Source organism: Pelobacter propionicus DSM 2379, from assembly GCF_000015045.1.
Taxonomy (GTDB): Bacteria; Desulfobacterota; Desulfuromonadia; order Geobacterales; family Pseudopelobacteraceae; genus Pseudopelobacter; species Pseudopelobacter propionicus.
The window spans coordinates 60,928-75,475 of record NC_008607.1 but is presented as its reverse complement, the minus strand read 5'-3'; the positions used below and the strand labels follow the sequence as shown (position 1 = coordinate 75,475).

13 protein-coding genes are annotated in these 14,548 nt (G+C 52.6%); 12 read left to right on the top strand and 1 reads right to left on the bottom strand.

Annotated features, from left to right (window positions below; translation table 11 throughout):
* Positions 1–5 precede the first annotated feature (5 nt).
* On the bottom strand, positions 6–2,915 hold the full coding sequence (locus PPRO_RS18375; protein ID WP_011733805.1) for a Tn3 family transposase: 2,910 nt from the start codon (positions 2,913–2,915) through the stop codon (positions 6–8).
* Between the two features lie 156 nt (positions 2,916–3,071).
* Here PPRO_RS18375 and PPRO_RS18370 point away from each other — a divergent pair, with 156 nt between their 5' ends.
* From PPRO_RS18370 to feoB, 12 genes are all read left to right on the top strand, one after another.
* A complete protein-coding gene (locus PPRO_RS18370) occupies positions 3,072–3,692 on the top strand; it encodes a recombinase family protein (protein ID WP_011733804.1) in 621 nt (206 codons plus the stop codon).
* Between the two features lie 206 nt (positions 3,693–3,898).
* On the top strand, positions 3,899–4,270 hold the full coding sequence (locus PPRO_RS18365) for an ArsR/SmtB family transcription factor (protein ID WP_011733803.1): 372 nt from the start codon (positions 3,899–3,901) through the stop codon (positions 4,268–4,270).
* Positions 4,267–4,662 (top strand): hypothetical protein, encoded by a 396-nt coding sequence (locus PPRO_RS18360; RefSeq protein ID WP_011733802.1) that lies wholly within the window; start codon positions 4,267–4,269, stop codon positions 4,660–4,662. Before PPRO_RS18365 ends, PPRO_RS18360 begins: the two co-directional genes overlap by 4 nt.
* Positions 4,663–4,712: 50 nt before the next feature.
* A complete protein-coding gene (locus tag PPRO_RS18355; protein WP_011733801.1) occupies positions 4,713–5,405 on the top strand; it encodes a response regulator transcription factor in 693 nt (230 codons plus the stop codon).
* Entirely contained in the window at positions 5,398–6,768 is a 1,371-nt protein-coding gene (locus PPRO_RS18350; RefSeq protein WP_011733800.1) for a sensor histidine kinase, read from the top strand. Before PPRO_RS18355 ends, PPRO_RS18350 begins: the two co-directional genes overlap by 8 nt.
* A 70-nt stretch (positions 6,769–6,838) precedes the next feature.
* A complete protein-coding gene (locus PPRO_RS18345) occupies positions 6,839–7,228 on the top strand; it encodes a hypothetical protein (protein ID WP_011733799.1) in 390 nt (129 codons plus the stop codon).
* Between the two features lie 46 nt (positions 7,229–7,274).
* A complete protein-coding gene (locus tag PPRO_RS18340; RefSeq protein WP_011733798.1) occupies positions 7,275–7,622 on the top strand; it encodes a hypothetical protein in 348 nt (115 codons plus the stop codon).
* 92 nt (positions 7,623–7,714) lie between these two features.
* Positions 7,715–8,209, top strand: a complete 495-nt coding sequence (gene lspA / locus PPRO_RS18335; protein WP_011733797.1) for a signal peptidase II — start codon at positions 7,715–7,717, stop codon at positions 8,207–8,209.
* A gap of 24 nt (positions 8,210–8,233) precedes the next feature.
* On the top strand, positions 8,234–8,632 hold the full coding sequence (locus tag PPRO_RS18330; protein ID WP_011733796.1) for a DUF302 domain-containing protein: 399 nt from the start codon (positions 8,234–8,236) through the stop codon (positions 8,630–8,632).
* Positions 8,633–9,322: 690 nt separating this feature from the next.
* Complete coding sequence (locus PPRO_RS18325) at positions 9,323–11,698, top strand: heavy metal translocating P-type ATPase (RefSeq protein ID WP_011733793.1); 2,376 nt, start codon at positions 9,323–9,325, stop codon at positions 11,696–11,698.
* A 35-nt stretch (positions 11,699–11,733) separates the two neighbouring features.
* Positions 11,734–12,513, top strand: a complete 780-nt coding sequence (locus tag PPRO_RS18320; protein ID WP_011733792.1) for a DUF3793 family protein — start codon at positions 11,734–11,736, stop codon at positions 12,511–12,513.
* A gap of 36 nt (positions 12,514–12,549) precedes the next feature.
* A complete protein-coding gene (feoB, locus tag PPRO_RS18315; protein ID WP_011733791.1) occupies positions 12,550–14,544 on the top strand; it encodes a ferrous iron transport protein B in 1,995 nt (664 codons plus the stop codon).
* Positions 14,545–14,548: the final 4 nt, after the last annotated feature.

The window sequence follows — 14,548 nt, the reverse complement described above, 5'->3', positions numbered from 1 at the left end:
CTCGTTCAAGCCGCAAGCGGCAGCCGAGCCTCCATATCCAGCTCAAATCGCCCATAGGGGTTTATATGCAGGGTAATTAGAGGACTCAGCGCTGCCAGGTCACGCGGTGTCATCCGTTCCACCCATCCCGGTTCTTTCAGCACCTGCTGAATCATCAAGGTATTTATGTAGACCATGCTCGCTTGCAGCAAGTGCAGACAAAGCAGGCCCATCTCCTGGTGATCCTTTCGGTTCGTCGAAATCTCACCCCGTTTGCCGTAGTAAATGAAGCCATTGGTGCTGTTCCAACTCTCAACCACGTTAAGGCCCTCGTGGATCTCTCGCCGCAGTTCTTCTGAATTCAGGTACCGGCAAAGGAAGATGGTCTTGATGGCTTTCCCCAACTCACCCAACGCCTTATAGGCAGGGTGCTGACTGTTGTTTCGACAAAACCGCCGTAAAAGGCTCTCCGCATCGGCCATTCCCATTTTCAGGGCAACGGCGTGCTTTACCATGGTATCCAGTTGCTCTTCGATCAGTTCCCAGTTGATCGCCTTGTTTGCTATCACCGCGTTGATGTTCGGAAAACTCTGACCACTCTCTGCCTTGTACAGTTTCTGCCGGTTGATCCCTTTGAGCCGAGGCATCAGGTCGAACCCCAGCAGTCGGCAGAACGCGAAGGCCACCGCATTCTGTCCGTGGCTGTCCACAAACTGGCGGTCAACCTCCATTTCGGTGCAATGCCGGAGTACCCCCTGGATCATTGCCGCGGCTTCCGATGATGAAACCCTTTTGAACTGCGAGTAGATACAGGTTGCATTCTTCTCGACGTGCCAGTAAACCATGACCCCCCGACCGCCATAGCGCAGATGCCATTCAGTCAGGAGGTTCTGATCCCAGGCCCCGAACTGTTTTGAATCTGCGGCGCAGGCTGTCGTGGCATCCCCCCATATCCCCGGTTGCCGTACCGCCAGGGTGGCGTTCACCACCTGGGCGATGGACTGGCGCAATCCTTCGCTTGAAATGAACCGGCGGCGAACGTAGAGCAGGTCCTTATAGTCATCGTCCGGCAGCGACTCCATACTCTTGATGCCGGTATTGGTACCCATTCCGAACAGGGAAAGTAAGAGTCTGCGTTGAAGGGTGGCCTTGTCCATGTGGCTGCGTTCGGTGCCGCTTTGTATGAACCGGGTAAAGTCAGTCCTCAGGTCAGTTTCTTTCAACATATCGAGCAGGCTGGTTCCGGACCAGCGATGGGTAATCTCCCGCTTGAGCGTTGCCAGGTTCTCCGGTTCGGCTTGTGGTTCGAAGGGGGTAATCGATATTTTGTGGCCATCCTTCTTGGAGACGATCTTCACCTTGGGGTTAGAAGATATGCCTTCGTCAAGGGTTTTCAGGTGGTTGGTCAACTCCTCCCGCAGAGAGGCGGTGAACGTCTTTGCGTCCATCGGGATATCCAGTTCCGCGAAATAGTATTCCTTGCGATCCTCAAAATCCTGAGGCAGGTCCTCTTCCGGATTGCGGTACCGCCGGCTGCCCACCACCCAGATTTCCCGGCAGCGAAGTTGCTCGCGTAGCGTCTTCAGGACGCAAATCTCGTAGGCGATCCGGTGAACCTTTCCGTCCTCTACGACCAGCGGCATCCAGTTTGCCGGTACGATACCTTTCAGTGGGATCTCAACACCTTCCGGAAAGAAGGGCTTCCTGAGTTCCATCTGTGATTTTATCAATACAAGAGCCTGCAACACCGGTTGGTGCTGGGCGTTTGTGCTGCAAAATTCCAGATTGTCCAGCAGATCCGGCAGCATTCTCCGGTAGTGATGATTGTAAGAGCGCTGCAAAGCTGTCTTGACCTTACCAGTATATCCCGACCCGGCCTCTACCTCCTGGATCAGGGTGAGAAGCCATTTTTCAGGGGCTTCGGGAAAGATCACCTCTTCAACGACACCCTGGGGAGCTTCTACCGAAGCCTTGGCAATCCGATAGAGTTTTGCCATCTTGCTGGGAGCCTTCTGAAGGGCGTCGCCCAGGCTATCGTCGATGCGCTTTTCAGCTTTCTTGCCCATCTTGTGGACGGTTTCAACCAGCAGGTCTACCAGGTGATCGGTAAGCTCCTCTTCCCGGCGGTGGAGGAAGGTCGCCATCAGCGTCAAGCGGAGAGGGGCCATATGGCGCCTCAGTTCGAACGGTTCTTCTACGGTAGCCCGTTTGGCGTACCGCTCCAGGAGTTTTGGATGGACCGCCTTGAAAAGTTCGGCTGGCAACCCGATGTCTCTCACGGAATTCAAGCGGGCAACCGCCTCTTTGATGCTTTCCAAGCCGGCCTTGCCTGGGTCGCTCTTGATGTTCTGCCAGGCGGTCCATTCCCCATCGGCCGAGGGCTGAAGCTGCAAGAGTTTGTTCATGCGATCGGTCATTCTTGCATTGAAATTTCCCCCTATAGAATTACAGAACCGCATTTCATGATCGGCAATCGCGGACTGGATCATTCTGTTGATCTGGTCCATGGTAGGAGGTTCAATGTGGAGGTGCCGATATCGTTCTAACACTGCTTCCTGAAGACGGTCCGGCCGGTGTTCATTGTTGAGGAGGTCGGCTGTCAGCCAACGCTGTATCGCCTTTGCATCGTGGAGGGACGCCTTTCGGAAACTGAAGAACTCGCGAATTTCATTGCGGTGATATGTGGTAACGCGTCCACTCCACGGATACTCTCGCCATTCTTTGATTGACAACTCAAGCTGGTCTGCAACAAAACGGATGCCATCTCGTGGTACTTCACGAGGGCCATCGGGGAATCGCCCCGTTATGTGAAAATATTTCATCAGCACTGCAAAGCCCAGCCGAGTTGGGCCAGTCTTATTCTTGAGCAGCTTCCACTCCTCGGCTGACAAGGTCCACCGCTGCTTCAGCTCTTTCCTTTTCCAGTTGAGTTTCATCCCGTCTCCTGACGTCATCGCGAATAAACCAATTGTCACTTAATCAACATCGTGACATTTTGCAAGACATAGTTTAAAGTACTGATAAAGTGACAACATAAACACGCAAAACTAGCAACATCTGATTTGTCATACAATCGAACGTTTAGGTGACACATGCTCATTGGGTATATGCGGGTTTCAAAAGCAGATGGTTCCCAGACAACAGACCTTCAGCACGATGCGCTTATCGCTGCAAGTGTTACTGCAAACCATATTTATGAAGACAAAGCGTCGGGCAAGCTTGATGCCCGACCTGGGTTGGATGCAGCCCTGAAAGCTTTACGGGAAGGTGATACACTGGTTGTCTGGAAGTTAGACCGGCTTGGCCGGGATCTCAGACACTTGGTCAATACGGTCCATGACCTGGCTAAGCGTGGAGTAGGGTTTAAAGTCCTCTCCGGACATGGAGCTTCTATAGATACCACTACACCTGCCGGTAAGTTGGTTTTCGGAATATTTGCCGCACTCGCAGAGTTTGAGAGAGAACTTATCTCCGAACGCACCAGAGCAGGACTGGCATCAGCTCGTGCTCGTGGCAGGACTGGTGGGGCACCTTATAAAATGACTGCGGCAAAACTTCGACTTGCTATGGCGGCGATGGGTCAGTCAGAGACCAAAGTGGGAGACCTCTGTAATGAGTTGGGAATAACACGTCAAACGCTATACCGACATGTTGCGCCCGATGGAAGTCTACGTGGTGACGGGAATAAACTGTTGGCTGGCAAACGCAAATAAACCAATATTAGCAGCAGGTTGAGTGAATAAAATGTTTTCAGTTTGCACTTTTTGCATGAATGTTAGGTTTAGGCTTAGTTGGCATGCTGCTGTTGCCCGGCAAAGTACTAACAGACCCTGAAGCTGGGAGGTGAATTAGACATTGACAGGAGAAATGTTGAGTAACTATACTGTGACAGTTGAATTGTTGCTCAACTATCGAGGTGATGATGTCTGAACGAACAGTCTGCTCTATTAATCTGATCAACGAGGCAAAGGTTAAAGCAGTAAGGAATACTACCCCTCCGGAAGAGATTCTGCTCCGCCTGGCCGAAACATTCAAGGTGCTCGGCGACCCCACCCGTGTCCGCATACTCCACGCGCTTTCCCAGGAAGAACTCTGCGTGTGCGATATTGCCAGCCTTCTCAGCACAACCAAGTCGGCCATATCCCACCAGTTACGGCTGCTCCGCTCCCTGCGGGTAGTCAAATTCCGCAAGGATGGCCGGATCGTCTACTATTCTTTGGATGATAGTCATGTGGGCAACCTGCTCTGTGAAGGCCTCAGTCACATCATGTCACAAGGAGTGTCACCATGATCCGGAAGTTCAGCGCCGCCTTTACGGGCGGTGCATTGGGTGCTTTTGTGGACAGCTTCAATATCTGGTTCATGGGAAAGATTGGCGTCAGCGACCTGATCGGATTGTCCATGAAGCCAGAGTTCACCGCTCCCTGGCTTTATCAGCGGATGGTCTGGGGTGGTATCTGGATGTTGTTGCTTCTGCTGCCGCTGCTAAAAAGAAAGGTATTCTTGCGCGGTTGTCTCTTCAGTCTCCTGCCGTCGTCCATGATGCTTTTCATGGTTTTGCCGGGGATGGGCAAAGGGATGCTGGGGCTTGGCTTCGGGGCTGCCACTCCGGTTGTAGTCATAGGTTTGAACTGCATCTACGGGATGGTGGCGTCAGCATGGTTCAAGAACGGAACTTCCTGACATGGGACTATTAGATGAAGTAAGTATCAGTTCGTGAGGTATGGAGAAAAATGACCAGCACGATTCTCCTTGTTGAAGATGATGCCAGAATTGCAGAAGTCGTAATAGCTTATCTGGAGCGAGCCGGATTCAAGGTTCTGCACACTCTCACAGGCCGGGAGGCTATGACTCTTATCTCGACCGAGCAACCCGCGTTGGTTGTTCTTGACCTCATGCTTCCAGACCTGAGCGGTGAGTCGATTTGTCGAGAATTAAAGGAATGCGATATTCCAGTCATCATTTTAACGGCAAAGTCCTCGGAGGAAGAGCGACTGGCAGGCTTTGCACTGGGAGCCGACGACTATATCGTGAAACCGTTCAGCCCCCGCGAACTGGTGGCACGGGTCCAGGCGGTGCTTAAGCGTACCGGTGCTACGGAAAATGGCGCTCGGCTCAGCTTCAATGGAGGGCAACTGGTTATTGATGATCGTAACTACTCTGTGGTTTGCCAAGGTACCGACATCCGGTTGACGGCTGTGGAGTTCAAGATCCTTTTTGCCCTTGCCGCAGTGCCGCACAAAACCTTTACCCGCGAGGAACTGGTTGTTAAGGCGATGGGGTCTCACTTCGACGGGTATGATCGGAACATCGACTCCCACATCAAGAACATCCGGCATAAGCTGGAAGACAGCCCTAAGGCTCCGACGTTTCTCATTACGGTATATGGCCTCGGCTACCGTTTCGGCGGTGTACGGGATGTTTAGGAAGTTACTCTTCATACTGTTGTTCATGGCAGCCCTTGGCACTTCTTCGGCACTTCTGCTCAGGGAGCTGGTCGTGCGTGACTTCAGCCGCCTGACCGAAGCTGAGCAGGAAGACCGGGCCTCCTGGGTGGTAACCGACCTGGAATCGTCGTTCTCGAAAGAAAAGTCCTGGAACCGTGAGATGGCAATCGAGGACGCCGTTTGGGCGCTTCATCTCGGCTTGGATACCAGGGTGCGGGACCGGGACGGCAAGATCGTTATGGAGACGAACGAAGCCCTTGCTTCACTGTCCCCTGAGAAACGATCCCGTCTCAAATCCGGTTCGGCTATCGGTCAAGAAGTTGGGAATGGCGACTACCATACGTACCCACTGTTTCTGCATGGGGAAGAGATCGGTCAACTGGAAGTCCGGTTTCTTCCCGACAGGCGCAACAGCTTCTTCATCAGCCGGACCAACCGCCTGCTCGCATACGCTGCCGTAATTCTCGGCTCGATAGCCTGCATATTGAGTGTTATTCTTGCCCGCAGGTTGAGCCGTCCCATTGTGCGGTTATCCCAGGCAGCGCAGAATATCAGTCAAGGCAACCTGACAGAACGGGTCGAGATACCAGGCAACGATGAACTGACCACCCTTGGCCAGTCGTTCAACCAGATGGCCCATACTCTCCAGGTGCAGAACAAATTACGCAAACAGATCTGCGCCAACCTTGCCCACGAACTGCGCACCCCGTTGACGATCATGCGCGGACAGCTTGAAGGGATTCTGGACGGTGTCATTGCCAATGACGAGTCGCGCATGAAGCTGCTCCTGGAGGAAAACCATCGGCTCACCAATGTGGTTGCCTCAATGGAGGATTTCTTCCAGGCCCAGGCAAGTGCCCTTAGCCTATCTCCTCTCGAACTGCCGGTCCGACAGATGTTCGACAATCTGGCCATAAATTTCGAGGTGGTCGCACGAGATAAGGGTGTTGACATCAAAATCGAAGCCGGTCCGAAGTCTATCGTCTATGCCGATCCTGAACGCCTCTCCCAGATTCTCATCAATCTGATCAGCAATGCTCTTAAAGCAACCGCACCTGGTGGAACCATTACCCTTGAGGGCAAGAGATATCCTGGCGGCTGCACCATCAGCGTCATCGACACCGGCTGCGGCATTGCGACTGAAGAGCTGCCACTGATATTCGAGCGATTCTATCGAGGCAAAGACGGTGGGCTTGGGCTCGGACTGGCGATTGTCAGGGAGTTGGTGGATGCGCACGGTGGGACCATTGAAGTTGCAAACAACCAGGGAGCAGGGACAACCTTCACGCTCAGGTTTCCCGATCCGCCGAAAACTCCACAATTCTCCACAACTGCCACATAATTCCCCCATACTCCCTTGCTATCCTGTCACCATTAGCAGTGACACTTCACAGACAAAAGGAGAGAACATCATGAGAACGGGAATGGTAGCAGTTATCGCGGTTGTTGGGGCATTGTTGGCAAGTTCGGTCGTCTACGCGGGGTGGGGTTGGGGAGACGGCTGGTGTATGACCGGCACCGGCCAGAATGTGAGCACGCAGAAGATGAGAAGCTTCCAGAAGGATACGTTGAAGCTCAGAGAAAACCTGATGGAAAAACAACTTGACCTTCAGGATGAGCTCAGCATGGATGTTCCCGACGGGAAAAAGATCGCGGCCCTTCGGAAGGAAATTATAAACCTCCAGGGCCAGTTGCAGACAGCAGGCGACAAGTACGGCATGCCCGGTATGGGTATGGGTAATGGCCCCGGACACCGTAACATGATGAATACCGGTTGCGGGTGCGGCATGTGTGGCTGGTAGTTGGCAGAATCTCGGGACATAAGCTTATCCTGAAATGGTGATCCGTATGCAGTTCAAATTTTCATTCATAGTCGGAATATCGCTCTTGGTAGCTGCTATGCAGAGTGCCGATGCTCTGGCATGCCAATCATGCATGGATCAAGGCTGGAACAGCACCTATAACGGGTATTGTAACAATCAGAACTGGGGCTGGTACGGGGCTCGCAAGAACGTTACTTCGGTTGAGGAAGCCCGTCGCGACTTTGTGGAGTATTATGCTGGAACTGATGTGAAGGTAGGCAGGATTGTAGAGAAGGCAGGATATTTTGAGGCGGAGATTCTTGATAAAGGCAACAAACTGGTGGACCGGGTGATTATTCATAAACGAAGCGGCCGCATCAGGTCGATAAGGTAAATATATCGTGCTTGAAAAAAGTCCGAGCAGGAGGATGTTTTTTGATGTTTTGCTTAATATGTGTCGAGCCATAGAAAAATGGAGAGTGGATATTGCTTAGTTTGAAATACAAAATTCTGTTTACCATGTTTCCATGTCTGCTTGTACTTGACCAGGCAACAAAGGCCTATGTCGCCCGAACAATGGAGCTCTACCATTCAATTCCAGTGGTAGAAAATTTCTTCAATTTTACCTACCTCCGGAACAAGGGAGCTGCTTTCAGCCTCTTCGCCCAGAGCGGATTCCGGCTTCACTTTTTGATCTCGGTATCGTTGATTGCCGTCATCGGGATCATCTATTATTATAGAAAGATCAGGCCCGATGAGACACATACGGCCGTTGGACTGACTTTCATACTGGCTGGCGCTGTCGGCAATCTTATGGATAGGGTACGGCTCGGCGAGGTAGTGGATTTTCTGGACGCTCACTGGTCCGGATATCACTGGCCCGCGTTCAACCTGGCGGATTCGGCCATTTTTGCCGGAGTATTCATACTTGTCGTCGGCATGTTTATCGAGGAGAGACGGTTGAAGGTGCTAAAACATTAAATCAGAATAGAAAGGAGGTTATGCATGGATCTGAAAACACCATATGCCTTTGGAAGAACAGTGAATATGACGTATGCCGAAGCTGAGCGAAAAGTGCGTGAGGAACTGGCGAAAGAAGGGTTCGGGGTGCTGACCGAGATCGACGTCAAAAAGAAATTTGCGGAGAAGCTTCAGAAGGAATTCAGAGATTACATCATTCTCGGAGCTTGTAACCCGCCTCTTGCCTACGAAGCTTTGAACAGGGAAGTAGATCTCGGCACGCTGCTCCCCTGCAATGTTGTGGTCTATGTCAGGGATGACGGCAAGACGGCGGTCATGGTCATGGACCCGGTTGCCGCGCTTTCCATGATCGGTAATCAGGAGATGGTAGAGTTTGCGAAAAAGATCGCAGAAAAGATGGAGCGGGTGTTGGCAGCCTTGTGACAGAAATAACTATTTGCTCAGGATTTAATTACGAAAACAATACTAGCAAATGCTCCTCATTAATCTGGTGCTGCTTAAGAATGAGAAGGGCATATACAACTCCTTCCGGACTGTAGCAAAAAATGTTGTGTATCATGAGCTCCATAAAGGATTGAAAGCTATGGAAAGAGCTTTTCAGATCGCTGTGTTCATTTGAACAATCGCGCTCCATCTTATTTACTCCGTCAGCCTGAAAAATTACGGTTGTGGCCCGCAACCCACCGTGCATTCGTACATTACCAATGGTGATATTTATATGGGAATATCACTCGCGGTTGGCGCGTTGTTTACATTGTCCTGTGTGCGCCGCTTTCTGTACACACGATCACATGCCGTGGCTGCCGGAGCCATCGGCGGAACAGCCACTATTGCCGGTGTTGCTGCAGCCGGTTGCTTCCTTACCGGCTGCTGTGGCTCACCTATGCTCATTGTGTATGCCAGCATCCTGGGTATACAAGGGTTCGAGGTCCCAAAATGGGTCATAGCATTTGTAACGATTGTTTCAGCCAGTCTCGGCTGGTGGTGGCTCATGCGAACGGATAAATGCGGTTGCGAAACCAAGTCATGTTGACATCACAAGTCATCACGCACCCCCTTGCAGGAATCAATGGTAAATAACGCCTCGAGATTTTTTGAAAAGTGAGAATAATCGTGACCCCACAACACACAACACTTGAACTGAATATTCGCGGCATGGATTGTTCCGGCTGCGCCAGGAAAATAGAAGTCATTGCAGCGGCTCTTGCCGGGGTTACCAAGGCAACAACAGTATTAGCCGACCACAAGTTGGTGGTGCTGTACGATTCTGCCAAAACAACACCAGATGAAATCCGCCGGGGCATTGAAACAGCAGGCTACGCCATCATTGCCGAGGGGGATGAGGACCAGATCGTACCTGGATGTGACGCTCAACCGCCACGATTGAGTAATCCCGAGGGCCACCGGGTCCAACTGCGCATTGAAAACATGGATTGCCCGACCGAAGAGGCGCTGATTCGCAACAAGCTCAAAGGCTTTCCCGGAATTACGGGCCTCGAATTCAACCTGCTGCAGCGCATCCTGACCATATACCATACCTTGCCGTCGCTGGAGCCGGTAGAGGCCGCCCTGAAAGCCATTGGCATGGAGGCCGGAACGGTCGAAGCCCATGACGAAATACCTGAAGTGGAAAAGACCAACTGGCGGCCGTTGATCATCTCGGGGGGCGCTGCCCTGGCTGCGGAAATCATCGAAGTGATGAGCACAGGCCACCACTGGCTGACGTTGCTCCTGGCGCTGGTCGCCATTCTCACCGGGGGGTTGAAGACCTACAAAAAGGGATGGATTGCGCTGCGTAACCGCAACCTGAACATGAACGCTCTCATGTCTTTTGCGGTGACCGGCGCACTGCTCATCGGCCAGTGGCCGGAAGCGGCCATGGTCATGATCCTGTTTGCGCTGGCTGAAGTGATCGAAGCAAAGTCTCTCGACCGAGCCCGCAACGCCATACGCGGCCTGTTGGCCATGTCTCCGGAGAATGCCACCGTGCAGCTTCCGGATGGTACATGGGGTGAGGTGTCCGCCAAAAGCGTCGCGCTGGACAGCATCGTTCGGGTTCGGCCCGGTGAGAGGATCGCCCTGGACGGTGTGGTGATCGAAGGAAATTCGACGGTTGACCAAGCTCCGATTACCGGGGAGAGCCTGCCGGTGGACAAGAGCCCCGGAGAACCGGTCTTTGCCGGCACGATCAATCAGGCTGGATCGTTTCAATTTCGGGTTACCGCCCTTGCCACCAATTCAACGCTCAGCCGGATCATCCATGCGGTCGAGGCCGCGCAGGGGAGCCGCGCACCGACCCAGCGCTTCGTTGACCAGTTCGCCCGCATCTACACCCCGGCGGTCTTCGCCGTGGCCTTGGCGGTAGCTGTTATTCCACCCCTGGCCTTCGGCGGTGTATGGCTGGAATGGGTATATAAAGCGCTGGTAATGCTTGTCATTGCTTGTCCCTGCGCTTTGGTAATATCGACGCCGGTCACTATCGTCAGTGGTCTTGCCGCTGCTGCCCGGCGGGGTATCCTGATCAAGGGTGGGGTTTATCTGGAGGGAGGACATAAGCTTGCCTGGCTGGCGTTGGACAAGACCGGCACTATCACCCACGGCAAACCGTTACAGACCGATTTCAAGGTGTTTGGAAACTTCGATCCTAAGGAAGTCCGATGTCTTGCCGCCAGTCTGGCCAACCGCTCCGATCATCCTATTTCGCACTCAATTGCCGTGGCGGCGGAAGCAGACGGCGTCATGCTGCGGGAAGTTGCTAATTTTTCTGCTATTGCGGGTCGGGGAGTCTCAGGACTTATTGGCGGCAAATTGTATCGCTTAGGCAATTTCCGGCTTGCTAAAGAAAACGGCTTCGGCAAGCCTGATCTGATCAGCTCTATCGATGCGTTGGAGCGCCAGGGCAAAAGTGTTGTCCTGTTGACTGACGACAACCAGCCTTTAGCCTTGTTCGGCGTTGCCGACACCATTAAGGGCTCAAGCCGTGAAGCAATAGCTGATCTGCATCGGCTCGGGGTGCGCACCATGATGCTCACCGGGGACAATCAGCACACCGCCGAAGCAATCGCCCGTGAGGTTGGGATTGACGAGTTCAAGGGAGAACTGCTGCCGGAGGATAAACTCAAGGCTATTGAGTCATTGCAAGGAAATGGCGGCACCGTCGGCATGGTGGGGGACGGCATTAACGATGCCCCAGCACTGGCACGCGCCGACATTGGTTTTGCCATGGGCGCAGCCGGTACGGACACCGCCATCGAAACCGCCGATGTTGCCCTGATGGATGACGATTTGCGTAAGGTGGCGGTTTTTGTGCAGCTCTCACGCACGACTGCAACAATGCTCAAACAGAACATCGCCCTGGCGTTGGGAATAAAATCAATCTTCCTAGTGCTCACGCTTTTGGGGCATGCCACCATGTGGATGGCGGTTTTTGCCGACATGGGGGCGAGCTTGATGGTTGTATTTAATGGGTTGCGTCTGTTGCGTAAGTAAATCTATCCATACGGGAATGTCGTAGTAAGTATCCCTTGACAGATAGTTTATTTTGGGCTATTGATATTAAAAATCAATTTCATCACAACTGGATGGGTATGTCTCAAATAAATCAAACAACATCGGGAAATTTTTATTCTCATCGAAACATCACTGATCAAGTGCTCGAAAACTTCACTGATGCTCTCGATTGTCTGACCGCACACCTTATGCTGGAATGCTCCGAGGTCTTGGCGGGAGTGAAACCGGCCAATCTGATTTCCATCGTTAATCGTACCCGCCCGTGCGGCAGGAATCTCTATCTGCTCTGGCAGCAGCACCATACCGATCTTGCTCAGCGCCTTAACAATCTCAACTTCATGGTACTACAGAGCAGGCAGCAATCATTACTGCTGTTATGTTACGACCATGTCCGGCTTGAACATCATCTGTCCCATCCAGGTATTCGGACCTTGTTACATAAGGCAGGATACAAAGATGATGCCGACTGCGAAGGCATGCTGCTGGAATTGCGCAGCCGGATTGGCGGTAATAACTCATTTCCCCATGAGATTGGCCTGTTTATCGGTTATCCGGCAAAAGATGTGGCCGCCTTCATGGGATTAGTCAGACTGCCGTTCACCTGTCAACGACTCTGGAAGATTTATGGCAACCCGGCACGGAGTCTTGCCTTGGCGGAGCAATACCGCTGCTGTCGTAATAAAATGGGTGCCATACTGGCGAGAGGCACCAGTAAAACTCTCGAAATTGATCGTTCAGACCATCCTTTTTTTTGTCAAACTGATGAAAATGATTATCAATATCTACCGTGTTAACTAATCACCAGAAATAACAGATTTTCGGAGGAAGAAATGAGTAAGCAAAGCAGCTGTAGCTGCCATGGTGGAAAAACGTGTGAGGAAACCGGTCTCAAAAAGATCGTCATGGTAGGCAACCCCAATGTGGGGAAAAGTGCTCTGTTCAACCGGTTGACCGGTTCCTACGTGACGGTGTCAAACTATCCTGGAACCACAGTCGAAGTTTCCCAGGGGAAATGCAAAATCGATGGAGAAGAGTATTCCGTTGAAGACACACCCGGTATGTACTCACTCCTGCCGATCACCGAGGAAGAACGGGTGAGCCGGGATATCCTGTTGACCGGCAAGAGTGACGTTGTCCTGTGTGTGGTTGACGCCAAGAATCTGAAACGGATGCTTTCGCTGGCTTTGCAGCTGGTGGAGGCGTCCCTCCCGGTTATTCTTGTTCTCAACATGATGGATGAGGCCAACCGTTTGGACATCCGGATTGATGAAGGCGGGTTGGAAAAGAAGCTAGGAATTCCTGTAGTGGGTATTTCCGCCCTTTCCGGTAAAGGCGTGGATGTCCTGAAGAGCCGGATACATTCCTACTGCCGCCAGGAGAGCACTGCCGAGGTATTCTATGGCGACACCCTCGAAGGGGCCATCAATGCCTTGGCTCCGGTCATGCCCGCAGAAACCGGATTGTCCCAAAGAGCACTGGCCCTGCTGCTGATTCAGAATGATCCACACATCTCTGAGCTGGTCCGTTCAATTGAAGGACATTCACCGGAGTTCCTGGATAGCACTATTGCCGAGTTGGAGAAGAATCTGGTCGAGCCGGTCGGCTATACCGTCCCGATGATGCAACACAGTACTGCTGAAGACATCTGCAATGAGGCTTTTAATCCTCCAGCAGACAGGGAGCCTTCCTTTGCCCAGCGTCTCAGCGACTGGACTATGGAACCTCTGACCGGTATTCCGATACTCATGATTGTGCTCTACTATGGTCTGTACAAGTTTGTCGGCAGTTTCGGCGCCGGCACCATCGTCGGTTTTCTTGAGGAGGATGTATTCGGGAAATACCTCAGCCCGTGGATTAATGACATGCTCATGGCTTATGTACCCTGGGGACCGCTTCGGGAACTGATCGGTATGCAGTACGGCATCGTCACCCTCGGTATCCGCTACGCCATTGCCATCATTCTGCCCATTGTCGGTACATTCTTCATTGCCTTTTCCATTATTGAGGATACCGGCTACCTGCCACGCTTGGCGATGATGGTCGATAGGATCTTCAAGAAAATCGGTCTCAACGGACGGGCGGTCATTCCCATGACTCTTGGTTTCGGCTGCGACACCATGGCGACGATGGTAACGCGCACCCTGGAGACAAAGCGCGAACGGATCATCGCCACGCTGCTGCTGGCCCTGGCGATCCCGTGCAGCGCCCAACTGGGCGTAGTCCTTGGCATGGTGGCGAACAACCGGGCAGCCATGGCAGTCTGGGCTGTTTTCATGATCGGGATATTCCTGGTGGTCGGCTTTCTCACTGCCCGGCTCATGCCTGGCGACCGTCCGAATTTTTACATGGAGGTTCCACCTCTCAGGATGCCTCGCCCCGGAGCGGTCTTTATCAAGACCTACACCCGAATGCAGTGGTATTTCATGGAGATCCTGCCGATGTTCATCCTGGCCAGTGTCATGATCTGGCTCGGCAACATTACTGACACCTTCAAGGTGGTCGTTTCGTGGCTGTCGCCGGTCATGGGTTTGATCGGCCTGCCCAAAGAAGCAGCGGTGGCCTTTCTATTCGGATTCTTCCGCAGGGATTACGGCGCAGCCGGGCTCTACGACCTTCAGAAGGCCGGTGCCCTTAGCGGGAATCAGCTGGCAGTGGCGGTCATAACTCTGACCCTCTTCGTTCCCTGTATCGCTCAGTTTCTGATGATGAAGAAAGAGCGCGGACTCAAGATGGCGTGCATGATGGCGCTATTCATCTTCCCTTTCGCTTTTCTGGTCGGGGGACTGGTGAATTTCCTGCTGAACGTGACCGGCATTCAGCTTTGATAGT